General features: G+C 69.9%; 20 protein-coding genes. 15 read left to right on the forward strand and 5 right to left on the reverse strand.

Going from position 1 to position 23,864, the window contains the following annotated elements; genetic code table 11:
• A partial coding sequence (locus ADK86_RS06410) for an ATP-binding SpoIIE family protein phosphatase (protein ID WP_053695704.1) occupies positions 1-2,010 on the forward strand: 2,010 nt, incomplete at its 5' end.
• Positions 2,011-2,040: 30 nt separating this feature from the next.
• On the opposite strand, the gene ADK86_RS06415 is transcribed toward ADK86_RS06410, so the two are convergent.
• The 4 genes from ADK86_RS06415 to ADK86_RS06430 all read right to left on the reverse strand — a co-directional run bounded on the left by ADK86_RS06415 (position 2,041) and on the right by ADK86_RS06430 (position 6,093).
• Complete coding sequence (locus ADK86_RS06415) at positions 2,041-2,829, reverse strand: succinate dehydrogenase/fumarate reductase iron-sulfur subunit (protein WP_053695705.1); 789 nt, start codon at positions 2,827-2,829, stop codon at positions 2,041-2,043.
• On the reverse strand, positions 2,826-4,829 hold the full coding sequence (locus ADK86_RS06420; RefSeq protein ID WP_053695706.1) for a fumarate reductase/succinate dehydrogenase flavoprotein subunit: 2,004 nt from the start codon (positions 4,827-4,829) through the stop codon (positions 2,826-2,828). The genes ADK86_RS06415 and ADK86_RS06420 overlap by 4 nt, the downstream gene beginning before the upstream one ends.
• 15 nt (positions 4,830-4,844) lie before the next feature.
• The gene (locus ADK86_RS06425; RefSeq protein WP_107088427.1) at positions 4,845-5,705 is read right to left on the reverse strand and encodes a hypothetical protein; all 861 of its coding nucleotides are present in this window, start codon (positions 5,703-5,705) and stop codon (positions 4,845-4,847) included.
• 70 nt (positions 5,706-5,775) lie between these two features.
• On the reverse strand, positions 5,776-6,093 hold the full coding sequence (locus ADK86_RS06430; protein WP_053695707.1) for a hypothetical protein: 318 nt from the start codon (positions 6,091-6,093) through the stop codon (positions 5,776-5,778).
• 504 nt (positions 6,094-6,597) lie between these two features.
• On the opposite strand from ADK86_RS06430, the gene ADK86_RS06435 reads away from it, so the two are divergent.
• The 7 genes from ADK86_RS06435 (at position 6,598) to ADK86_RS06465 (ending at position 17,348) form a co-directional block, all read left to right on the forward strand.
• The gene (locus tag ADK86_RS06435; RefSeq protein ID WP_053695708.1) at positions 6,598-8,973 is read left to right on the forward strand and encodes an ABC transporter family substrate-binding protein; all 2,376 of its coding nucleotides are present in this window, start codon (positions 6,598-6,600) and stop codon (positions 8,971-8,973) included.
• Positions 8,974-9,281: 308 nt separating this feature from the next.
• A complete protein-coding gene (typA, locus tag ADK86_RS06440; protein WP_053695709.1) occupies positions 9,282-11,186 on the forward strand; it encodes a translational GTPase TypA in 1,905 nt (634 codons plus the stop codon).
• 474 nt (positions 11,187-11,660) lie between these two features.
• Positions 11,661-13,289, forward strand: a complete 1,629-nt coding sequence (locus tag ADK86_RS06445; RefSeq protein WP_053695710.1) for a peptide ABC transporter substrate-binding protein — start codon at positions 11,661-11,663, stop codon at positions 13,287-13,289.
• 122 nt (positions 13,290-13,411) lie between these two features.
• Entirely contained in the window at positions 13,412-14,335 is a 924-nt protein-coding gene (locus ADK86_RS06450; protein ID WP_053695711.1) for an ABC transporter permease, read from the forward strand.
• A complete protein-coding gene (locus tag ADK86_RS06455; protein WP_053695712.1) occupies positions 14,328-15,254 on the forward strand; it encodes an ABC transporter permease in 927 nt (308 codons plus the stop codon). The genes ADK86_RS06450 and ADK86_RS06455 overlap by 8 nt, the downstream gene beginning before the upstream one ends.
• An 11-nt stretch (positions 15,255-15,265) precedes the next feature.
• Positions 15,266-16,303: an ABC transporter ATP-binding protein gene (locus ADK86_RS06460; protein WP_053695713.1), complete on the forward strand. Its 1,038-nt coding sequence runs from the start codon at positions 15,266-15,268 to the stop codon at positions 16,301-16,303.
• Entirely contained in the window at positions 16,296-17,348 is a 1,053-nt protein-coding gene (locus tag ADK86_RS06465; protein ID WP_030641013.1) for an ABC transporter ATP-binding protein, read from the forward strand. The genes ADK86_RS06460 and ADK86_RS06465 overlap by 8 nt, the downstream gene beginning before the upstream one ends.
• A 210-nt stretch (positions 17,349-17,558) precedes the next feature.
• On the opposite strand, the gene ADK86_RS06470 is transcribed toward ADK86_RS06465, so the two are convergent.
• Entirely contained in the window at positions 17,559-17,978 is a 420-nt protein-coding gene (locus tag ADK86_RS06470) for an ATP-binding protein (protein ID WP_053695714.1), read from the reverse strand.
• A gap of 134 nt (positions 17,979-18,112) precedes the next feature.
• Between ADK86_RS06470 and ADK86_RS06475 the strand changes: the two genes are divergently transcribed.
• The 7 genes from ADK86_RS06475 (at position 18,113) to ADK86_RS06505 (ending at position 23,854) form a co-directional block, all read left to right on the forward strand.
• Entirely contained in the window at positions 18,113-18,997 is an 885-nt protein-coding gene (locus ADK86_RS06475) for a helix-turn-helix domain-containing protein (protein ID WP_078951871.1), read from the forward strand.
• Positions 18,998-19,007: 10 nt separating this feature from the next.
• The gene (locus tag ADK86_RS06480; RefSeq protein ID WP_053695715.1) at positions 19,008-19,202 is read left to right on the forward strand and encodes a DUF397 domain-containing protein; all 195 of its coding nucleotides are present in this window, start codon (positions 19,008-19,010) and stop codon (positions 19,200-19,202) included.
• Positions 19,203-19,219: 17 nt separating this feature from the next.
• Positions 19,220-19,429: a DUF397 domain-containing protein gene (locus ADK86_RS06485; protein ID WP_063788954.1), complete on the forward strand. Its 210-nt coding sequence runs from the start codon at positions 19,220-19,222 to the stop codon at positions 19,427-19,429.
• A 368-nt stretch (positions 19,430-19,797) separates the two neighbouring features.
• A complete protein-coding gene (locus tag ADK86_RS44270; RefSeq protein ID WP_053695717.1) occupies positions 19,798-20,145 on the forward strand; it encodes an excalibur calcium-binding domain-containing protein in 348 nt (115 codons plus the stop codon).
• A 149-nt stretch (positions 20,146-20,294) separates the two neighbouring features.
• Positions 20,295-21,917, forward strand: a complete 1,623-nt coding sequence (locus tag ADK86_RS06495; protein ID WP_053695718.1) for a peptide ABC transporter substrate-binding protein — start codon at positions 20,295-20,297, stop codon at positions 21,915-21,917.
• A gap of 16 nt (positions 21,918-21,933) precedes the next feature.
• The gene (locus ADK86_RS06500) at positions 21,934-22,857 is read left to right on the forward strand and encodes an ABC transporter permease (RefSeq protein ID WP_053695719.1); all 924 of its coding nucleotides are present in this window, start codon (positions 21,934-21,936) and stop codon (positions 22,855-22,857) included.
• The gene (locus tag ADK86_RS06505; protein ID WP_053695720.1) at positions 22,850-23,854 is read left to right on the forward strand and encodes an ABC transporter permease; all 1,005 of its coding nucleotides are present in this window, start codon (positions 22,850-22,852) and stop codon (positions 23,852-23,854) included. The genes ADK86_RS06500 and ADK86_RS06505 overlap by 8 nt, the downstream gene beginning before the upstream one ends.
• The last annotated feature ends 10 nt before the right edge of the window (positions 23,855-23,864 follow it).

The following is a 23,864-nucleotide window of genomic DNA, read 5'->3' on the forward strand; positions in this document are numbered from 1 at the left end:
GCCCCCGCCAGCCCCGAGCCGCCCGCCGCCGAGCCCTCCCCCGCGCCCACCGAGGCCGACCGCCGCCGCTGGTCCGTCTCCCTGTACCGCCTGCACGGCGCCAGCGGCCGCCCCATCGGCGTCGCGGCCCTCGCCGCCGATGTGACGGGCCGGCGGCGCGCCGAGCGGGAGGCCGCCAGCGCCCGCCGCAACCTGGCCCTGCTCAACGAGGCCGGTGCCCGTATCGGCAATTCCCTGGACCTGGAGACCACCGCCCGCACGCTGCTGGACGTGGCCGTGCCGCAGTTCTGCGACCTGGCCTCGGTGGACCTCTACCAGGGGTTGCTGGCCGGTGACGAGGCGCCGCCGGGGATGGCCGACGGCAGCGCCGAGCTGCGCCGGGTCGCCTTCGCCAGCGCCGTCTCGGATGCACCGCTGGCCACCACGGCCTGTGGCGTCCCCGAGGGGGAGTGCGGACCGGTCGAGGTCGGTGCCGTCCACCGCTACCCGTTCAACTCCCCGTGCGCGGGCGCGCTCCGTACCGCCCAGGCGCAGATCATCCCGGGCCGGGAGGGCGAGGAGCGGGCCGAGCTGGGCGCGGTGGTGCACTCGACGCTCGCGGTGCCGATGGTCGCCCGGGACACGGTCGTCGGGCTGGTGCAGTTCTCCCGTACGAAGGGCAGCGAGCCGTTCGGCGAACGGGACACCGCCCTCGCCGTCGAGCTGGCCGCGCGCGCCGCGGTCTGTATCGACAACGCCCGGCTGTACCGCCGGGAGCACGAGCGCGCGCTGATCCTCCAGCGCAGCCTGCTGCCCCCGGGCGACCCGGAGGCGGCAGGTCTGGACATCGCCTGCCGCTATCTGCCGGGGACCACCGCGACCGAGGTCGGCGGCGACTGGTTCGACGTCATCGAGCTGCCCGGCCACCGCACGGCACTGGTCGTCGGCGACGTGATGGGGCGCGGGCTGCGCGCCGCCGTCGCGATGGGCGAACTGCGTACGGCCGTACGCACCCTGGCGCTGCTCGACATGGAACCGGCCGAGGTGCTCTCCGCGCTCGACGAGATCGCGCGCGGGCTCGGGGCCACCGGAGGCGGCGCCCGTACGGCCGCGCGCGCCCCCCGCAGCCGTACCGCGGCCTCCGCCGAGGCATCCGCTGACTGCTCGGCCGAGACGCCCAGGCCGGGCCCCGGCACCGCCGACCTGTCCGAGGTCTACCTCGCCACCTGCGTCTACGCCGTGTACGACCCGGTCACCCGGCGCTGTACGTTCGCCAACGCCGGCCACCTGCCGCCCATCCTGGTCGAGGAGGGCGAGGACGCGCTGCTGCTGGACGTGCCGCCCGGCATGCCGCTCGGCGTCGGCGGCGAGCCGTTCGAGGAGACCGAGGTCGAACTGCCCGACGGCGCGCTGCTCGCCCTCTACACGGACGGCCTGGTCGAATCCCGCGAACACCCGCTGGACGAGGGCCTGAGCGCCTTCCGTACGGCCCTGTCGGAGACCGGGCGCCCCCTGGAGGACGTCTGCGACCACGTACTGAACGCGCTGGACACCCGGCACGGCGAGGACGACATCGCCCTGCTGATGGCGCGGGTGCACGGTCTGCCCAAGGACTCCGTCGGCGACTGGAACCTCGCCCCCGAGGCCCGCTCGGTCTCCCGCGCCCGTGAGCTGGCCCGCGACCAGCTCACGGACTGGGGCCTGGAGGCCCTGGTGGACACCACGGAACTCCTCGTCAGCGAACTGGTCACCAACGCGCTGCGGCACGGCCACGGCGAGATCCGGCTGCGGCTGCTGCTGGACCGCACGCTGGTGTGCGAGGTCTGGGACGCGGACCTGGCGCAGCCCCGCCGCCGCCGGGCCCGGGACACCGACGAGGGCGGGCGCGGCCTGCAACTCGTCGGTCTCCTCAGCGCCGGGTGGGGCAGCCGCCGCACGCCCCGCGGCAAGACCGTCTGGTTCGAGCTGGCGCTGCCCGACGGGGACACCGCCATCCCCGATCCGGCGGACGCCCTGCTGAGCCTGTTCTGAGCGGGGGCCGGAGCCGTACGGGCCAGGACCTCAGTCCGTACGGTTCCGCCGCCGGATCTTGCTGCCCAGCCAGACCAGCGGGTCGTACTTGCGGTCGACCGACCGTTCCTTCAGCGGGATCAGGGCGTTGTCGGTGATCCGGATGTGCTCGGGGCAGACCTCGGTGCAGCATTTGGTGATGTTGCAGTGGCCCAGGCCGTGGTCCTCCTGGGCGGTGCGTTTGCGGTCGAGGCCGGTCTCCGGGGCGGCGTCCAGCGGGTGCATGTCGAGTTCCGCGATGCGCATCAGGAAGCGCGGCCCCGCGAAGGCGGACTTGTTCTCCTCGTGATCGCGCACGACGTGGCAGGTGTCCTGGCACAGGAAGCACTCGATGCACTTGCGGAACTCCTGCGAGCGGCCCACGTCCTCCTGCCGCATGCGGTACTCGCCCGGCTCCAGGCCGGGCGGCGGGACGAAGCTGGGGATCTCGCGGGCCTTGGCGTAGTTGAAGGAGACGTCCGTGACCAGGTCGCGGACGACCGGGAAGGTCCGCATCGGGGTGACGGTGACCGTCTCGTCGCGCTCGAAGACCGACATCCGGGTCATGCACATCAGCTTCGGCCGCCCGTTGATCTCCGCGCTGCACGAGCCGCACTTGCCCGCCTTGCAGTTCCAGCGCACGGCCAGGTCGGGCACCTGGGTGGCCTGGAGCCGGTGGATGATGTCCAGGACCACCTCGCCGTCGTTGACCTCGACGCGGAAGTCCTCCAGGCCGCCGCCGTCCGCGTCGCCCCGCCAGATCCTGAAGTGCGCCTTGTAGGCGTCGGACTGCGCGCTCACCGGCTCGTCTCCTCGTCGTCCGTCGTTCCGGCGGCCGGTGCCGCCGGTCCGGAAGGCGCGGCCTCGGCCGCCAGTTCCTCTTCCGCCAGGTACTTCGCCAGCTCGTCCCGCTCGAACAGCTCCAGCAGGTCGGGCCGGATCGGCGGGGTCTCGCGGCGGACGAGGCGGATCTGCCCGGTGGCCGGGTCCTGCGGCGGGGAGTCCGGGCCGCCGTCGGCCAGTTCGCAGACCAGGTTGACCCGGCGCCAGCGCCGGTCCATCTCCGGGTAGTCGTCCCGGGTGTGCCCGCCGCGGGACTCCGTACGCTCCAGGGCCGCCCGCGCCACGCACTCGCTGACCAGCAGCATGTTGCGCAGGTCGATGGCCAGGTGCCAGCCGGGGTTGTACTGCCGGTGGCCCTCGACACCGGCCCGGCGGGCCCGTACCCGCAGGTCGGCGAGGCGTTCCAGGGCCTCTTCCATCTCGCCCTGCTTGCGGATGATGCCCACCAGGTCGTTCATCGACTGCTGGAGTTCCTGGTGGAGGGTGTACGGGTTCTCGGCGGGGCGCCCCGCGTGGTCGGCGTCCGGCCCCTCGGCGCTGAACGGACGCAGTGCCTCCGCCTCCGCCGCGTCGAGCTGGAGCGGGTCGGCGGCGGGGCGCGCGGAGCGGGACCGCGCGTACTCGGCCGCGTACAGGCCCGCCCGGCGGCCGAAGACCAGCAGGTCGGACAGGGAGTTGCCGCCGAGCCGGTTGGAGCCGTGCATACCGCCGGCCACCTCGCCCGCGGCGAACAGGCCCGGCACGCCGGTGGCCGCCGCGGTGTCCGGGTCGACCTCGACGCCGCCCATCACGTAGTGGCAGGTCGGCCCGACCTCCATCGCCTCGGCGGTGATGTCCACGTCCGCCAGCTCCTTGAACTGGTGGTGCATGGACGGCAGCCGCCGCCGGATCACCTCGGCCGGCATCCGGGTGGACACGTCCAGGAAGACGCCGCCGTGCGGGGAGCCGCGGCCGGCCTTGACCTCGGCGTTGATGGCCCGCGCGACCTCGTCGCGGGGGAGCAGCTCGGGCGGGCGGCGGTTGTGGTCCGGGTCGTCGTACCAGCGGTCGCCCTCGGCCTCGGACTGTGCGTACTTCTCCTTGAACACATCCGGGATGTAGTCGAACATGAAGCGCTTGCCGTCGCTGTTGCGCAGCACCCCGCCGTCGCCGCGGACCGACTCGGTGACGAGGATGCCCTTGACGGACGGCGGCCAGACCATGCCCGTCGGGTGGAACTGGACGAACTCCATGTTGATCAGCGGGGCCCCGGCGAGCAGCGCGAGCGCGTGCCCGTCACCGGTGTACTCCCAGGAGTTGGACGTCACCTTGAAGGACTTGCCGATGCCGCCGGTGGCCAGCACCACGGACGGCGCCTGGAGGACGAAGAAGCGGCCGGACTCGCGCTCGTAGCAGAACGCGCCGGCCACCCGGTCCCCGTCCTTCAGGACGCGGGTGACGGTGCACTCCTGGAACACCTTCAACCGGGCGTCGTACGCGCCCAGTTCGCGTTCGTCCTCCTGCTGGAGGGAGACGATCTTCTGCTGGAGGGTGCGGATCAGCTCCAGGCCCGTACGGTCGCCGACGTGCGCCAGGCGCGGGTACTCGTGGCCGCCGAAGTTGCGCTGCGAGATCCGGCCGTCCGGGGTGCGGTCGAACAGCGCGCCCCAGGTCTCCAGCTCCCAGACCCGCTGCGGCGCCTCGCGGGCGTGCAGCTCCGCCATCCGCCAGTGGTTGAGGAACTTGCCGCCCCGCATGGTGTCGCGGAAGTGCACCCGCCAGTTGTCGCCCTCGTTGACGTTGCCCATGCTGGCCGCGATGCCGCCCTCGGCCATCACCGTATGCGCCTTGCCGAACAGCGACTTGCAGATCACGGCCGTCCGCATGCCCTGTTCCCGGGCCTCGATGGCGGCGCGCAGCCCGGCGCCGCCCGCGCCCACCACGACGACGTCCCACTCCTGCCGGTCCAGCTGCGTCATCACCAGGCACCCTTCCTAGAAGAACCGCGGGTCGTCGAAGACCCCGGTGGCGAGCAGGAAGACGTAGAAGTCGGCGGCGGCCACGCTGATCAGCGAGGCCCAGGCGAGCGCCGCGTGCCGTGCGTTGAGCTTGCCGACCCAGCCCCACAGGCGGTAGCGCACCGGGTGTTTGGAAAAGTGCCGCAGCCGGCCGCCGATGATGTGCCGGCAGGAGTGGCAGGAGATCGTGTACGCCCAGATCAGCGCGATGTTGACGAGGAAGACCAGGGTGCCGAGCCCCATGTGGCCCCACTCGTAGTCCGCGTTCCTGAAGGTGAGCGCCGTGTCGTAGGTGAGGATGCCCGCCACGAGCACCGCGAAGTAGAAGAAGTAGCGGTGGATGTTCTGGAGGATCAGCGGGAAGCGGGTCTCACCGGTGTACTTCTTGTGCGGCTCGGCGACCGCGCAGGCCGGCGGCGAGGCCCAGAAGCCGCGGTAGTACGCCTTGCGGTAGTAGTAGCAGGTCAGCCGGAAGCCCAGCGGGAAGATCAGGATCAGCAGCGCGGGGGACAGGCCCCACCAGGCGCCGAAGATCTCCCAGTTGGGGCCGCCGCGCATCGGGTGGCAGTTCTCCGCCAGGCACGGCGAGTAGAACGGCGAGACGTAGGGCGCGGAGTAGTAGTCCGCGTTCGCGAACGCCCGCCAGGTCGAGTAGACGACGAAGGCGAACAGGCCCGCCGCGGTCGTGGCGGGGTACAGCCACCAGCGGTCGGTGCGCAGGTGGCGGGCGGAAATCGCGGCGCGCGAAGGGGCGCGCACTCCGGCGCTGTACGGGCCGGCCGCGCCGTTCGCGCCGCGTGCGTCGGTATGCGGTTGGGGTTCGGTGCCAGTGGCCAACGTCGGTCTCCGTGGACGGCTGTCTGGGGGGTGGGACGGGTGGCGCTCGGTGGCGGTACGGGCGTGTGCCCTACGGCGCCCGGCGGCCGAGCGCGCCGAGGCCCTCGTCCTCCGCGCCGGCCCACAGGGCGGTGTCGTACGGCGTGTCCGGGATGGTCACCATCTCGGGGCCCGGTGCGGGGGCGGACCCGCCGCCTGCCGGACGCGCGCGGGACGGTCCGGCGGCGCCCTCCCGCAGCAGTTGCAGGCTTTCGCGCAAATGATCCGTGTCGCTGCGCACGCGGCGTATGTCCAGGCCGCCGCCGACCCGTCGCTCCAGCTGGCCGACCGACCGTTCCAGATCGTCCAGGTTGCGCTGAACAGCCGTCAGGTCGTCCTGAAGTGACATGACTTGCCTCACCTCCGCGGGTGTGGTCGGCACCGTTCCGCGCGGCCCCGGACACCGGCCCGGGTGCAGCGGCGTGCGCCTGCGAGTGTCGCGCGTCACAGTCGCGATTGGGAAGGGATCTGCCGCGATTGCGGAACCGGACCGGCGTGTTTCGGCAGGTGTGCGCCGTCGGTCCGTACCGCGGGGCGTGCGTTTGTACGGCGGCGCGTACGCCAGCGGGCGCGGGCCCGTACGCTCTCCCCGCGCGCGGCCCGGACGGCCGGGGCCGGACGGTCTCGCGTACGAGGTCCCGCGCGCACCGGGACCACCGGCACAGCGCGCGCGGTTGGGCCGGGCGGGTGGCCTTCCCGGCCGTGGCCGACGTGTCGCCCGCCCGCACGGGGGCCGGTCGCCTTCAGTGGTGGAGCCATAGATGTGATGAGCCGCAAAGTCGGCCGAACGTGATCCGTGGCCCCGCGGCCCGCCGCGGTGGTCCGGCGCGGGCGAGCCCCGGAGGTAACCGTGATGACCCACCCCGTCAGGCCAGGCGGTACGGCCTGCCGCAGGCGCCGCCGCGCCGCGCTCCTCGCCGCGGGAGTGCTGCTGCCGCTGCCGGTGCTGACCGGCTGCGGCGGGGGCGACGACGCCGAGGAGGCCGCCCCCGGCGCCCAGGACATCGCCGCCACCGCCCGCGACCGGGTGCGCCAGGGCGGCACGCTGCGCTGGGCGGTGGACGCCGTGCCCGGCACCCTGAACGCCTTCCAGCCGCGCGCGGACGCCGCCACGCGGCGCGTCACCGAGGCCGTACTGCCCCGGCTGTTCACCCTGGACCAGCGCGGCCGTCCGCAGCGCAACCCGGACTACCTGGCCGCCGCCGACGTCACCGACCGCGAACCCCGCCAGACCGTCGTCTACAAGATCAACCCGAAGGCCCGGTGGAGCGACGGACGCGCCGTCGGACCCGAGGACTTCGCCGCCCAGTGGAACGCGCTGCGCGGCAAGGACAACGCGTACTGGAGCGCGCGCAACGCCGGGTACGACCGGATCGAGAAGGTCGAGCAGGGCGGCAGCGCACGCGAGGTCAAGGTCACCTTCGCCAAGCCGTACGCCGACTGGAAGTCGCTGTTCACACCGCTGTACCCGAAGAGCGTGATGGGCGACGCGCGCGCCTTCAACGACGGCGCGCGCGAACAGCTGAAGGAGACGGCCGGGCCGTTCGCGGTGCAGGGCCGTGACGAGCAGGCGGGCACCCTCACCCTCGCGCGCGACCCGAAGTGGTGGGGCGCGCCCGCCAAGCTGGATAAGGTGGTGCTGACGGCGGTGCCGCGCGAGAAGCGGGCCGCCGCGCTGGCCGCCGGGACGCTCGACCTGGCCGAGGTGGACCCGGAGGACGCCCGCAAGATCACCGCGGCGGGCCGGCCCGCGCCGTCCGCCCCGGCGGGCAGCGCGTCGGGGGAGGCCGGGTCGCCGGGCACCGGTTCGTCCGGCGCCGGCTCGCCCCACGCGGGCTCACCGAGCGCCGGGGCGCCCGACGCGGCTTCACAAGCCGGGCGCGCGGAGGGCGCGGAGAACGACGCCGAGCGCTCCCCGGCCCCGGGCGGCGACGACGTACCGCCGCACCGCGCGGCCACCGCCGAGCAGCAGGCGCTGCGCGCCTACACCGTCCGCAAAGCCCTGGAACCCGCCTACACCCAGCTCGCCCTCAACGGCAGCACCAACCCGCTCAGCGACGAACGGGTACGCCGCGCAGTGGCCCGCGCCATCGACCGGCAGAAGCTGGCCGACAGCGTGCTCAAGCCCCTCGGCCTGCCGAACCGCCCGCTCGGCAGCCACCTGCTGATGGCGGGCCAGCCCGGCTACGCGGACCACAGCGGCGCTCTCGGCGGACCGGACACCGGGGCCGCGCGGGCGATGCTGGCCGACGCGGGCTGGCGGGCGCCCGGCGGTGCGGCCCAGCCGCAGCAGTCGGACAAGAAGGTGGACGCCGGGCACGACGACAAGGGGGGCGACGTGGTCCGGGTCGGCACCGTACCCACGACGCCGCTGTCCTCGGCCGGCGTACGGGCCGCCGACCTCCAGCGCTCCACGCTGCTGCGGCAGAGCGCCGTCTTCTACAAGACCGCCGCCGCCGACCGGCGCACCACCGCCGAGGGCAACACGGCCACCGCTGCATACGCGGACTACCGGCGCTACGAGATGCTGGCGGCCAACGCGCTGAGCGCCGCCGAGATGATCGAGGTGGCCCCGGCGCCCGGCGGCGTACGGACCCCGGACGGGCCGGGCCGGGCGGCCGACGGCAAGCCGGTCGGCGCGGACGTCCTGGCGCTGGCCGGCCCGGCCGATCCCGCCGCGGGCGGCCCGGCCGCCGTGAAGAAGGACGGCAAGCCGCTCGCGCTGCGCTTCGTGCTGCCGGACGGCCCCGGCTCCGAGCGGCTGCGCACGGTGGCCGACCGGATCTCCGCGATGCTCGCCCGGATCGGGGTGCAGACCGTCGTACGGAAGGTGCCGGACAAGAGCTACTTCGAGGATCACATCGCCGCCGGCGACTTCGACCTGGCGCTCTACACCTGGCCCGGCTCCGCCTACCCGGCCACCGACGGCCGCCCGATCTACGCCAAGCCGCAGCCCGCCGCCGACGGCAGCCTGACCGTCGAACAGAACTACACCCGGGTCGGCACCGACCACATCGACCAGCTCTTCGACCAGGCGGCGGCCGAGCTGGACGAGGACGCCTCCCGCGAGCTGGTCGAGCGCGCCGACGCCCGGATCTGGGCGGCGGCCGGCTCGGTACCGCTCTATCAGCGCCCCGAGGTCGTCGCGGCGAAGAAGAACCTGGTCAACGCGGGTGCGTTCGGCTTCTCGACGCCGCGCTACCAGGACATCGGCTTCAAGAAGAGCTGACAACGGGCTCCACACGGCGGGACGGCCGCCCCGGACGATCACCGGGGCGGCCGTCCCGCTGCCGTACGGACCGGTGACGCGCACCCGTCGGCCACCCGGCCGGGCGGGGGACGACAGGTGCCCAACCGGTGCACGATTCCCGTTCGGATTTGCATCGCCGCAGGTCAGAGGCGGTCCGTGCGACCTGGGGCGGCCGAGTCCGCCCCGGCCACGTACGATGAGGTGAGGCCGTGGCGTCTTCATGCCCGGCAGGCACACGTACCGGACCGTACGTGCAGCCATCCACGATCCGGGAGAAGCGCCGCAGTATGCCCACGCGCCACGACATTCGTAACGTCGCCATCGTCGCCCACGTCGACCACGGCAAGACGACCCTCGTCGACGCCATGCTCAAGCAGGCCGGCTCGTTCGCCGCGCACGCCGCGGAGAACCTCGACGAGCGCATGATGGACTCGAACGACCTGGAGCGTGAGAAAGGCATCACGATCCTCGCCAAGAACACGGCGGTGAAGTATCACCCCAAGGACGGCGGGGACCCGATCACCATCAACATCATCGACACACCCGGCCACGCCGACTTCGGCGGCGAGGTCGAGCGCGGTCTGTCGATGGTGGACGCGGTCGTGCTGCTGGTGGACGCCTCCGAGGGCCCGCTGCCGCAGACCCGCTTCGTGCTGCGCAAGGCACTGGCCGCGAAGATGCCGGTCATCCTGTGCATCAACAAGACCGACCGCCCGGACTCGCGCATCGCCGAGGTCGTCGACGAGACCTACGACCTGTTCCTGGACCTGGACGCGGACGAGGACCAGATCGAGTTCCCGATCGTCTACGCCTGCGCCCGTGACGGCGTCGCCTCGCTGACCAAGCCCGAGGACGGCACCGTCCCGCAGGACAGCGACAACCTGGAGCCGTTCTTCTCCACGCTGCTGGAGACCGTCCCGGCCCCCGAGTACGACGAGTCGGCCCCCCTCCAGGCGCACGTCACCAACCTGGACGCGGACAACTTCCTCGGCCGTATCGCGCTGCTCCGCGTCGAGCAGGGCGAGCTGCGCAAGGGCCAGACCGTGGCGTGGATGAAGCGCGACGGGTCCGTCCAGAACGTCCGCATCACCGAGCTGATGATGACCGAGGCGCTGACCCGCAAGCCGGCCGAGGTGGCGGGCCCGGGCGACATCTGCGCCGTCGCCGGCATCCCCGACATCATGATCGGTGAGACGCTGGCCGACCCGGAGAACCCGGTCGCGCTGCCGCTGATCACGGTCGACGAGCCCGCGATCTCGATGACCATCGGCACCAACACCTCCCCGCTGGTCGGCCGCGGCGGCACCGGCAAGGGCGCGGACGCCAAGGCCGCGGTCAAGGACCGCAAGGTGACCGCCCGCCAGGTCAAGGACCGCCTGGAGCGCGAGCTGATCGGCAACGTCTCGCTGCGCGTGCTGGACACCGAGCGCCCGGACGCCTGGGAGGTGCAGGGCCGCGGTGAGCTGGCGCTGGCCATCCTGGTCGAGCAGATGCGCCGCGAGGGCTTCGAGATGACCATCGGCAAGCCGCAGGTGGTCACCAAGGAGGTCGACGGCAAGACCTACGAGCCGGTCGAGCGCATGACGATCGATGTGCCCGAGGAGCACATGGGCGCGGTCACCCAGCTCATGGGCGTGCGCAAGGGCCGGATGGACAACATGTCCAACCACGGCTCGGGCTGGGTCCGCATGGAGTTCGTCGTGCCGTCCCGCGGCCTGATCGGCTTCCGTACGGAGTTCCTGACCAACACCCGCGGTACCGGCATCGCGCACTCCATCCACGAGGGCCACGAGCCCTGGTTCGGCACCCTGACCACCCGTAACAACGGTTCGCTGGTCGCCGACCGGGCGGGCGCGGTCACCGCTTTCGCGATGACCAACCTCCAGGAGCGCGGCGTGCTCTTCGTGGAGCCGGGCACCGAGGTGTACGAGGGCATGATCGTCGGTGAGAACTCGCGCTCCGACGACATGGACGTGAACATCACCAAGGAGAAGAAGCTCACGAACATGCGCTCCTCCACGGCCGATGTCGCGGAGTCGATCGTGCCGCCGCGCAAGCTCTCTCTGGAGCAGTCGCTGGAGTTCTGCCGCGACGACGAGTGCGTCGAGGTCACCCCGGAGGCGGTCCGTATCCGCAAGGTCGTCCTGGACGCCCGCGAGCGGGCCCGGACGGCGTCGCGCGCCAAGCGCTGATCCGTCACGCCGGGTGATCCCCGGCGTACGAGCGGCGATTACGCTCCGAGAGCGCCCCACCGGATTCTCCGTCCGGTGGGGCGCTTTCCGTTTCCCGCCATGGCGCAGCCGATATCGCAGATGAACGCAATGAGTCAACAAGATTTCGATTGCGATCCGGCCATGGTGAGTCCGAATTGCGGACGAAGATCGCGATGTGGTGCGCCGACAGTCCGTTTCGTTACCGTCTGGATGGTTTGGTTTGTCCGGATTCCGAACTTCCGGAAAACGGATGTGACCAAACCGAGACCCCTTACACGTGGTTTATGGGGCGAAGGTGACTGAGACTGGGGGGCATTGAGCTCGGGTCAATGGGTCACGCGCTGTGGGGAGCGCCGACTCACGAGCAGCAGGGGCTGGTCGCTGGCTGTCAGGGGTGTCAGCTGCGGGCAGCTCCTTTCCATGAAGTGAATGGACTCATGAGGAGGCAGTCCCATGCGCGGTGCCAAGAGCGCCACCTGGATCGCAGGGGCGATAGCCATCGCCCTGTCGGCGACGGCGTGCGGTGGAAGCAGCGGTAGTTCGGGTGCCGAGGCCGGCTTCGTCCGGGCCAACTGGGGTGACCCGCAGAACCCGTTGGAGCCCGCGAACACCAATGAGGTGCTCGGCGGCAAGGTGCTGGACCAGATCTTCATGAATCTGAAGGAGTACGACCCGAAGACCGGCGAGGCGAAGAACGCCGCCGCCGAGTCGATCGAGACGTCGGACGCCCAGAACTTCACCATCAAGATCAAGAAGGGTCTGAAGTTCTCCAACGGCGAGGCGATCACCGCCAAGTCGTTCGTGGACGCCTGGAACTACGCGGCGCTGGCCACCAACAAGCAGAAGAACGCCTACTTCTTCTCCGACATCGAGGGCTACGACAAGACCTCGCCGGAGGAGGGCAAGCCGACCGCCCAGACGCTGTCCGGCCTGAAGGTCGTGGACGACACCACCTTCACCGTCAAGCTGAGCAAGAAGTTCGGCACCTGGCCGGTCCGCCTGGGCTACAAGGCGTTCGCGCCGCTGCCCAAGCTGTTCTTCGACAAGCACGAGGAATACCTGAAGAAGCCGGTCGGCAACGGCCCCTACGCCGTCGAGTCGTACGAGCGGGGCAAGCTGATGAAGCTCGTCCCGAACAAGTACTACGCCGGTGAGCACAAGCCGCAGAACAAGGGCGTGCTGCTCCAGGTCTTCACCGACTCCAACGCCGCGTACGCCGCCCTCCAGGCCGGCAACCTCGATGTCGACGACGACATCCCGGCGGAGCAGATCAAGAACGCCAAGAACGACCTCAAGGGCAACTACTTCACCCAGCCCGCCGGTATCTACCAGGCCGTCACCTTCCCGTTCTACAAGCCGGAGTGGAACAAGCCGGGCATGGAGAAGGTCCGTAAGGGCATCTCCATGGCGATCGACCGCAAGAGCATCACGGAGAAGATCTACAACGGCACCCGTACGCCGATGGTCGACCTCACCGCCCCGGTGCTCGGCGAGGCCAACGGCTACGACAAGAACATGTGCGGCGACGTCTGCACCTACAACCCGACCGAGGCCAAGAAGCTCATCCAGGAGGGCGGCGGCATCCCCGGCGGCAAGCTGACCATCAGCTACAACGCCGACAAGGACTCCCACAAGCAGTGGGCGGACGCGGCCTGCAACAGCATCAACCAGGTCCTCGGCGACGACAAGGCGTGCGTCGGCAACCCGGTCGGTACCTTCGGTGACTTCCGCAACCAGATCACCAAGGGCGAGATGAACGGGCCGTTCCGTGCCGGCTGGCAGATGGACTACCCGCACATCGAGAACTTCCTCACCCCGCTGTACAAGACGGGGTCCAGCTCCAACGACGGCAAGTGGAGCAACAAGGAATTCGACAAGCTGATGGACGAGGCCGCCGCCGAGACGGACATCAAGAAGGCCACCGACATCTACAAGCAGGCCGAGAAGATCGTCATCCAGGACGCGGTGAACATCCCGCTCTTCTACCAGAACGGCACCGTCGGCTGGTCGGAGAACGTCTCCGACGTCGCGCTCAACCCCTTCAGCGTCCCCGTCTTCAGCAACATCAAGGTCAAGGGCTGATCCGACGCAGCCGCCCCTGAGCGGGGCGCGAAGAACATAACCGCTTACGGCGGCAGGGGGCAGTCGGAACCCGTGCGAGACGGGTCCGGCTGCTCCCGCGTCGGCGCTTTCCTGGAGGACACATGGGGCGCTACGTCATACGACGACTGCTCCAGATGGTGCCCGTCTTCATCGGCACCACTTTCCTGATCTTCGTCATGGTCTACGCGATCGGCGATCCCATCGCCGCCATGTTCGGAGACCGGACACCGGACCCGGCCACCGCCGCGGCGATCCGGGAGTCCCTGCACCTCAACGACCCGTTGTGGAGCCAGTACCTGCAATACATGGCCGGGATCTTCCAGGGCGACTTCGGTACGTCCTTCAACGGCACCCCGGTCGTGGAACTGATGGGCAACGCCTTCCCGAACACCATCAAGCTGACGCTGGTGGCGTTCGCCATCGAGCTGGTGGTCGGCCTGACCCTCGGCGTCATCGCGGGCCTGCGCCGCGGCCGGTTCGTGGACACCGGCGTGCTGGTCTTCACGCTGCTGGTGATCTCGATCCCGACGTTCGTCACCGGCTACGTGCTGCAGTACTTCATCGGCGTGAAGCTCGGCTGGGCCGCCCCGGCGGTCTCCATCGACGTCACCCTCGACCAGCTGCTGCTGCCCGGCATCGTGCTGGCGGGTGTCTCGCTGGCCTACGTCTCCCGGCTCACCCGTACCTCGATCGCGGAGAACCTGCGCTCGGACTACATCCGCACCGCGACGGCCAAGGGCCTGCCGCGCCGCCGGGTGGTCACCGTCCACCTGATGCGCAACTCGCTGATCCCCGTCGTCACCTTCCTCGGCACCGACATCGGCGGCCTGATGGCCGGCGCCGTCGTCACCGAGCGGATCTTCAACATCCAGGGCGTCGGCTACCAGCTCTACCAGGGCATCCTGCGGCAGAACTCACCGACCGTGGTGGGCTTCGTGACCATCCTCGTGGTCGTCTTCCTCGCCGCCAACCTGCTCGTCGACCTGCTCTACGCGGTCCTGGACCCGAGGATCCGTTATGCCTGAGACTGACACCTCCTTGAACACCCAGGCTTCCGTGGCCGCGGCCGAGATCGTCAACGTGGAGCTGAAGGCGGACAAGCCCCGCAGCCTGTGGGGCGACGCCTGGCGCGACCTGCGGCGGAACCCGATCTTCTACATCTCCGCGGTGCTGATCCTCTTCCTGATCGTCGTCTCGATCTGGCCGAGCCTGCTGACCAGCACCAGCCCGTACGCCTGTGACATCACCAAGTCCAAGCAGGGCGCGACCGACGGCCACCCCTTCGGCTTCAACACCCAGGGCTGCGACGTCTACGCCCGCACCGTCTACGGTGCCCGGGCCTCGGTCGTCGTCGGTGTGTGCACCACCCTCCTCGCCGCCGTCTTCGGCTGCTTCATGGGCGGTCTGGCCGGCTTCTTCGGCGGCTGGTGGGACTCGATCCTCTCCCGGGTCGGCGACATCTTCTTCGGCATCCCGATCCTGCTCGGCGGCATCGTCTTCCTGTCCGTCATCAAGGGCGGCTCGATCTTCACGGTCGTGCTGCTGATGGCGATCCTGGGCTGGCCGCAGATCGCCCGTATCGCCCGCGGTTCGGTGATCACCGCCAAGCAGCAGGACTACGTGCAGGCCGCGCGCGCCCTGGGCGCGAGCACCTCGCGGATGCTGCTGCGGCACATCACGCCCAACGCTCTGGCGCCCGTCATCGTCGTGGCGACCATCGCGCTCGGTACGTATGTCTCCCTGGAGGCGACGCTGTCGTTCCTGGGCGTCGGCCTGAAGCCGCCGACGGTCTCCTGGGGCATCGACATCTCCACCGCCGCCACGGACGTGCGCAACGCGCCGCACATGCTGCTCTATCCGGCGGGCGCCCTCAGCATCACCGTGCTGGCGTTCATCATGCTCGGCGACGCGGTGCGCGACGCCCTCGACCCCAAGCTGCGCTGAGGGAGGCGTACGTGACCACCATCTCCAAGCCGGCGGACGTTCCCGCGCAGCGGGCCGGGGACAAGAGCGAGGGCACCCTCCTCGAAGTCCGCGATCTGCACGTGGAATTCCACACCCGGGACGGCGTCGTCAAGGCCGTCAACGGCGTCAACTACAGCGTCAGCGCGGGCGAGACGCTCGCCGTGCTCGGTGAGTCCGGGTCCGGCAAGTCCGTCACCGCGCAGGCCATCATGGGCATCCTCGACATGCCGCCGGCCAAGATCCCGCAGGGGGAGATCCTCTTCCGCGGGCAGGACATGCTGAAGATGTCCGGCGAGCAGCGCCGCAAGATCCGCGGCGCCAAGATCGCCATGATCTTCCAGGACGCACTGTCCTCCCTGAACCCGGTGCTCAGCGTGGGCTACCAGCTCAGCGAGATGTTCCGGGTCCACCAGGGCCTCGGCAAGAAGGCGGCCAAGGCCAAGTCGGTCGAACTGATGGACCGGGTGAAGATCCCGGCCGCCTCGAAGCGGGTGGACGACTACCCGCACCAGTTCTCCGGCGGTATGCGCCAGCGCATCATGATCGCGATGGCGCTGGCCCTGGAACCGGACCTGATCATCGCGGACGAGCCCACCACCGCCCTCGACGTGACCGTCCAGGCGCAGGTCATGGACCTGCTCGCGGACCTCCAGCGCGAGTTCAACATGGGCCTGATCCTGATCACCCACGACCTGGGCGTGGTCGCGGACGTCGCCGACAAGATCGCGGTGATGTACGCGGGCCGGATCGTCGAGCACGCTCCCGTGCACGAGCTGTACAAGACCCCCGCCCACCCGTACACCCGCGGTCTGCTCGACTCCATCCCGCGCCTGGACCAGAAGGGCCAGGAGCTGTACGCGATCAAGGGCCTGCCGCCCAACCTGCTCAACATTCCGCCGGGCTGCGCGTTCAACCCGCGCTGCCCGAAGGCGCAGGACATCTGCCGTACGGAGGTGCCGGCGCTGCACACCGTCGCCGACGCCCGCGGCAGCGCGTGCCACTTCTGGGAGGAGACGATCAATGGCTGAGCCGAAGAACGACGCGCGGCGCGAGCCGATCCTCGAAGTCCGCAACCTGGTCAAGCACTTCCCGCTCACCCAGGGCATCCTGTTCAAGAAGCAGGTCGGCGCGGTCAAGGCCGTGGACGGCATCTCCTTCGAGCTGTACCAGGGCGAGACGCTGGGCATCGTCGGCGAGTCCGGCTGTGGCAAGTCCACCGTCGCCAAGCTGCTGATGAACCTGGAGCGGGCGACCTCCGGCGAGGTCTTCTACAAGGGCCAGGACATCACCAAGCTGTCGGGGCGCGCGCTGAAGGCCGTACGGCGCAACATCCAGATGGTGTTCCAGGACCCGTACACCTCGCTCAACCCGCGGATGACGGTCGGCGACATCATCGGTGAGCCCTTCGACATCCACCCCGAGGTGGCCCCGAAGGGCGACCGTCGCCGCAAGGTGCAGGATCTGCTGGACGTCGTCGGCCTCAACCCCGAGTACGTCAACCGCTATCCGCACCAGTTCTCCGGCGGCCAGCGCCAGCGCATCGGCATCGCCCGCGGCCTCGCGCTCAACCCGGAGATCATCATCTGCGACGAGCCGGTCTCGGCGCTGGACGTGTCCGTCCAGGCGCAGGTCATCAACCTGATGGAGAAGCTCCAGGACGAGTTCAACCTCTCCTACCTCTTCATCGCGCACGACCTGTCCATCGTCCGGCACATCTCCGACCGGGTCGGGGTCATGTACCTCGGCAAGATGGCCGAGATCGGCACGGACGAGCAGATCTACGACCACCCGACGCACCCCTACACCCAGGCGCTGCTCTCGGCCGTCCCCGTCCCGGACCCCGACGCGCGCGAGGGCCGCGAGCGCATCATCCTGACCGGCGACGTCCCGTCCCCGGCCAACCCGCCGTCCGGCTGCCGCTTCCGCACCCGCTGCTGGAAGGCCCAGGACAAGTGCGCCGAGGAACTCCCGCTGCTGGCGATCCCCGAGCGCTTCGCCGGCTCGGACTCCCTGGCCGCCCACGAGTCGGCCTGCCACTTCGCCGAGGAGAAGGACGTGGTGGGGGCGGCGTAGGGCCGTCTCCCTCCTGAGTGCGCGGGCGCCCGGACCGGATCGGTCCGGGCGCCTTCGCGTTCGGGTACGGGTACGGATTCGCGGTGTGGGGCGGACCGGATATCCGTCGATGAGGCGAGCTCAGGAAGGCGGAGTACGGTGATCCGCCGGCCGCAGCATTGCCGCAACGGCGGCATCACCCGCCGCCCGCTGCGGCCCGCACACTGCGCCTCACCCCCAGTCCCCGAACGCCCCCGTCGGCTTCCGCTGCGCCAGCGTGAACCACACCGCCTTGCCGTTCGGATAGTCCCGCACTCCCCAGCTGTCCGCACAGGCGTCCACGATCCCCAGCCCCCGCCCGTACTCCTCGTCCACCGCCGCCTTCTGCTGCTCCGGCACGCCGGGTCCGGTGTCCCATACGGCGATGGTCAGGTCGAACGGCGAACGGTCCACGCTCACGTACGCGTCGGTCCTGCCGTACTGGTACGAGTTGGTCACCAGCTCCGACACCATCAGCTCCGCCGTCTCGACCAGGCAGTTCAGCCCGGCCCCGGTCAGGATGTGCCGCAGTGCGGCTCTGACGACACCGACCGCCCGGGGGTCGTGCGGAATGAACAAGCCGTAGGACCAGGTCTCGCTGGGCGTGCTCATGAGGCAGCCTCCAGGTGAGTGCAGTCTGTGACTGGCGCCATACGTAAGGTAAGGGGGTGTGGCGTATACGTGCAACCGGCTCGGGGAAATGGCGAGTTGGGCCATACTGCCGATGGGAGAACTGGGAGGGATGCATGGGCCTGAGGGCGAACCCCACGTACCGGCAGCGGCGTTTCGGGGCCGAGGTCCGCAGGCTGCGCGAACGGGCCGGCCTGACCGTCAGCGAGGCCGCGGACGTGATGGGCATGCGGCAATCGCACGTCAGCAACGTCGAAGCCGGCCGTACGTCGCTGGCCCCGGCGAGGCTGCGCGAATTGGCCCAGACCGCGAGTGGTACACGTTCCACCTATCTTGAAGCGCTGATCGAGATGGGGGAGGCCCGGGGGAAGGGATGGTGGAGTACTTACAGAAGCGCTGTCCGGCCATCGCTCCTCGATCTCGCCGAATTGGAGTCCGGAGCTCGACGTCTGCTCGGTTACGAACCGATGTTCATTCCGGGGCTGTTGCAGACGCGCGAGTACGCAGCAGCCATCCACCACGGTGGCTACACGCGGGAGGCGAGGCGCGAACGGGACCGCGCGATCGAGTTCCGAATGAGGCGTCAGCAGGTGTTGCACGGCAACGGGGCGCCGCAGACGCACTTGATCGTCCACGAGGCGGCTCTCCACGTCTCCTTGGGGCAACGCCATGTCATGCGTGATCAGTTGATCCAGTTGATCGAGATCGCACGGCTCCCGCACGTGACCGTTCAAGTGCTGCCGTTTGCCGGACCGGTTCCCTTCGGCACGTCCTTCACGGTGTTGGAGCCACAGGTCGAGGAATTGGGCACTGTCGTCGTGTCCCACGTCGAGAAGTCCCTGTACCTGGGCGACCCGGATGCCCTTGCCAGGTATCACGCCACGTTCGCTAGGCTCAGTGAAGTGGCGTTGCCTCCGGTTGACGCTGCTGTTCTGCCGGAGTCGCACGCGGTCAAGGACTCGCTGGGGATCATCCAGCGTGTCCTGTATCCCTTGCTCTAGGAAGGCGTGCATGTCTCAGCTCGCGTGGCAGAAGTCCAGCTTCAGCGAAGGCGGCGCCGACACGTGCGTCGAAATGGCGCTGGACCCGACCGGGGCCGCACACCTCCGTGAGAGCGCCGCTCCCGCGGCGACGGTAAGAGCCGGCTGCGCTGCGGTTCGATGCTTCGTGCAGGTGGTGAAAGCGGGGGCGTTCGACGGCCCATAGAGCAGCGGGTGCTGGAGATGGGGCGAGCGGTGCGCGAAACGTGGCAGAAATCCAGCTTCAGCGAGGGGCACACCGAAGCGTGTGTCGAGGTGGCGGCAGGGCCCGGCGCCATTCGGTGGGTGCGGGAGAGCGCGGAGCCCGAGGTGGTGATGGGAGTTTCCGTGGGGGCTCTGGGAGGGCTGGTGCGGGTGGTCAAGGGCGGGGTGTTCGGGCGGGGCGGCGGGTGATCCACGGGCGGTGAGCTTGTGGGCGGCGCAGACTGGGGGCGTAGGGACGTTTCGCCTGTGGGGTGAGACCGATGCGGCGTTGCTGCGTGATGACGGGGGCCGCCTTGCTGGGGGCCGTTCTGGCCGGGTGTGGTTCATCCGGCGGCGACGGGACGGGGACGACGGTTACGAGTACTCGTACGGTCACCGAGGCGCCCTCGCCTTCCGGTACGGGGACGGGTGCCCCCAGTGCCGCACCGGAGGGGTCGGCTGCGTCGCGGGACGCCGCATCCGTTGTCGAGGATTACTACGCGGCCATCAATGAGCGTGACTTCCGTCGGGCCTGGGACCTCGGCGGCAAGCATCTCGGGGGCTCCTATGACGCCTTCGTGGCGGGTTTCGCGGACACCGCGCACGACAGCGTTCACGTCACCGGCGTACGGGGGGACACGGTCTCGGTCGCGCTGGACGCGGAGCAGCGGGACGGGTCCGTGCGGTCCTTCGCCGGTACGTACACCGTCCGGGACGGGGTGATCGTCGCCGCGGACATCCGTGCGGTGGCGGGTCCGACGCCGAGTGGCGGGGGTACCGGTTCGCCTTCGCCGGGGCCGTCGTCGGACGGGCCGCCCGACATCGACTGTTCGGATCTTCCCGGGCCGACGTCGGTCGGGCCCTCCGATCCGTACCACCTCGACCGTGACGGCGACGGCATCGGCTGCGAGCCCTACGACAAGTGACGCCACGAGCGGCCGGCGTCGCTCATACGGGCGGTTCTGGCCCGTGTTCAGCCCGGGCAACGGGTTCCGGCGGGTCCGGGATGTCAGGTTGGGGCTGATAGGCCGGGTGGGTGCGGGCGCCCGGGCCGCAGCTCTGAGGAGGCAGCTCGTTGCGCGGAGCCTCGCGTGTCGGTTCGGCGTTCTTCGCGGCCGCCGCGGTCGCCCTGGCGGGCGCCGGGTGCGGCGGGGGCGGGCAGGACCCCAGCGTCGTACGGGCGTCCTGGGGCGACCCGCAGAACCCGGTGGAGCCGGCGAACACCACCGACGTACAGGGCGGCAAGGTGCTCGACCTGGCCTTCCGGGGACTGAAGCGGTACAACCCGCGCACGGCCGTGGCCGAGAACATGGTGGCCGAGTCGGTCGAATCGCCGGACGCGCGGAACTTCACGGTGAAGCTCAAGCCGGGGTGGTCCTTCAGCAATGGGGAGAAGGTGACGGCCCGGTCTTTCGTCGACGCCTGGAATTACGGGGCGCTGGTCGGCAATCGACAGCTCGGGGCGCCATTCTTCAGCTATGTGGAGGGGTACGAGGAGGTCCACCCGGAAGGGGAGGGCGCGAAGCCGACCGCGCGGACGATGCGCGGGCTGAAGGTCAAGGACGAGCTGACGTTCACGGTGCGGCTGAACCAGAAATTCGGGCTGTGGCCGGAGATGCTGGGCTACACCGCCTTTCTGCCGCTGCCCCGGTCGTTCTTCACCGACCACGACGCCTGGCTGGCGAAGCCGGTCGGCAACGGGCCGTACGCCGTGCAGTCGTACGCCAAGGGCGGGATCATGCGGTTGCGGACCCGGAAGGATTATCCGGGGCCCGACAAGGCGAAGAACGGTGGAGTTGATCTTCAGGTCTATACGGACAACGACACCGCCTATACCGACTTGATGGCGGGAAATCTCGACCTCGTGGACGATGTGCCGGCCTCGCAGCTGAAGCATGTGCAGAAGGATCTGCAAGGGCGGTACATCAACCAGCCCGCCGGGATCATTCAGACGCTGTCGTTTCCGATGTATGACAAGGGCTGGGCCAAGCCGGGGACGGAGAAAGTCCGCCGCGGCATCTCCATGGCCATCAACCGCCCGGCGATCACCCGGCAGATCTTCCGGGGGACGCGTACGCCGGCCACCGACTGGACCGCCATGGCCCTCGGCGAGCACGGCGGCTACCAGGCGGGACTGTGCGGCGCGGCGTGCACGTACGACCCGGCGGCGGCCCGGAAGCTGGTCGACGAGGGGGGCGGGCTTCCCGGCGGGTCGATGAAGGTGACGTACAACGCGGACACCGGATCGCACAAACTGTGGGTGGACGCCCTGTGCAACAGCGTGAACCGGGCGCTGGGACGCCATGTGTGCGACGGGAGCCCGATGGGCACCTTCGCCGATTACCGGTCCAAGGTCAGCGCGAAGAAGATGAGCGGCCCCTTCCGCGCCGGCTGGCAGATGGACTATCCGCTGATCCAGACCTTCCTGCAGAGCCAGTATTTCACCGGCGCCTCGTCCAACGACTCGGGCTGGAGCAACAAGGAATTCGACCAGCTGGTGAGCCGCGCCAACGCGGAGAGCGACGTGGGCCGGGTCAACGCCACGTATCACCGGGCCGAGCGCATTCTCGCCCGGGAAATGCCCGCGATCCCGCTGTGGTACCAGAACGGCAGCGGCGGCTACACGGACCGGGTCGAACATGTCGTCCTGAACCCCTTCAGCGTTCCGGTGTACGACCAGATCACGATCAAGGACTGAGGGCGGGCGGACGGCCATGGTGCGTTATGTGATCCGGCGGCTGCTGCAGATGGTGCCGGTCTTCATCGGTGCCACCTTCCTGATTTTCGTGATGGTGTACGCGCTCGGCGACCCGGTCGCCGCGCTTTCCGGCGACCGCGCCCCGGACCCCGCGACCGCCGCGCAGATCCGCCGCGAACTCCATTTGGACGAGCCGCTGTGGCAGCAGTACCTGCAGTACATGGGGCAGATCTTCACCGGGAATTTCGGCACGACGTTCGACGGCCTGCAGGTGCTGGACAAGATGGGCACCGCTTTTCCCGTCACCCTGCGGCTGACCGCCGTCGCCATCGTCGCCGAGATCGTCGTCGGGGTGACGCTGGGCGTGCTCAGCGGGCTGCGGCGCGGGCGGCTGCTGGACACCGGGGTGCTGGTGCTGACGCTGGTCGTGGTGTCCGTGCCGACGTTCGTCAGCGGCTACGTCCTCCAGTACCTGCTGGGCGTGAAGTGGGGCTGGGTCACCCCGGCCGTCCCGATCGGCGCGCCTCTGGACGCGCTGCTGCTGCCCGGCTGTGTGCTGGCGCTGGTGTCGCTGGCGTACGTCACCCGGCTCACCCGCACGTCGATCGCGGAGAACGCCCGCGCCGACTACGTCCGTACGGCCGTCGCCAAGGGCCTGCCCCGGCGGCGGATCGTGGTGCGGCACCTGCTGCGCAACTCGCTCATCCCGGTGGTCACCTTCATCGGCGCCGACATCGGCTCCCTGATGGGCGGCGCGGTGGTCACCGAGCGGATCTTCAATGTGCACGGCGTCGGCTACGAGCTGTACCAGGGCATCGTCCGCCAGAACTCCCCGACCGTCGTCGGCTTCGTGACCGTCCTGGTCATCGTCTTCCTGCTGGCGAACCTGATCGTCGACCTCCTGTACGCCGTGCTCGACCCGAGGATCCGCTATGCATGAACCCGAGCGCCACGAGCCGTTCCAGACGGCGGGCAGCGGGACGCCGCTGCCCGCCGTCGAGGCGGAGACCATGGGCGGGCTCGCCGGACCGCCCGAGGTGCCCGGCGCCCCGGGAGCGCCGCAGGGCACCGGCGTGCAGCCCGCCGCCGGACGGGCCCGCAGCCTGTGGTCGGACGCCTGGCACGACCTGCGCCGCAACCCGGTCTTCCTGGTCTCCGGACTGCTGATCGTCTTCTTCGTGCTGATCGCCGTCCGGCCGTCCCTGCTGACCGGCACCGACCCGCTGGACTGCGACATCACCCTGTCCCAGGAGGGCTCGCGGGCCGGCCACCCCTTCGGCTTCGACACCCAGGGCTGTGACGTCTTCGCGCGGACGGTGTACGGGGCCCGCGCGTCGGTGACGGTCGGCGTCTGCGCGACGGCCGGGGCCGCCCTGCTCGGCGGGGTGCTGGGCGGCCTCGCCGGGTTCTTCGGCGGCTGGTGGGACGCGCTGCTCTCCCGTATCGCGGACATGTTCTTCGCGATCCCGATGCTGCTGGGCGGCCTGGTGTTCCTGTCCGTGGTGCCGTCCGGGTCGGTGTGGCCGGTCGTCGGGTTCATCGTGCTGCTGGGCTGGCCGCAGCTCGCGCGGATCGCGCGCGGTTCCGTACTGACCGTCAAACAGGCCGACTTCGTGCAGGCCGCGCGGGCGCTGGGCGCCGGGAACACCCGGCTGCTGCTGCGGCACCTGGCGCCCAACGCGGTCGCGCCGGTGATCGTCGTGGCGACCATCGCGCTCGGTACGTACATCGCGCTGGAGGCGACGCTGTCCTACCTGGGCGTCGGCCTGAAACCGCCGACCGTCTCCTGGGGCATCGACATCTCCGAGGCGTCCAAACAGATCCGCAACGCGCCGCACATGCTGCTGTGGCCGGCGGGCGCGCTCAGCCTGACCGTGCTGGCGTTCATCATGCTCGGCGACGCGGTGCGCGACGCCCTCGACCCCAAGCTGCGCTGAGGAGACGGTG

Origin of the sequence: Streptomyces sp. NRRL F-5755 (assembly GCF_001279365.1) — a bacterium.
GTDB classification, from domain to species: domain Bacteria; phylum Actinomycetota; class Actinomycetes; order Streptomycetales; family Streptomycetaceae; genus Streptomyces; species Streptomyces rimosus.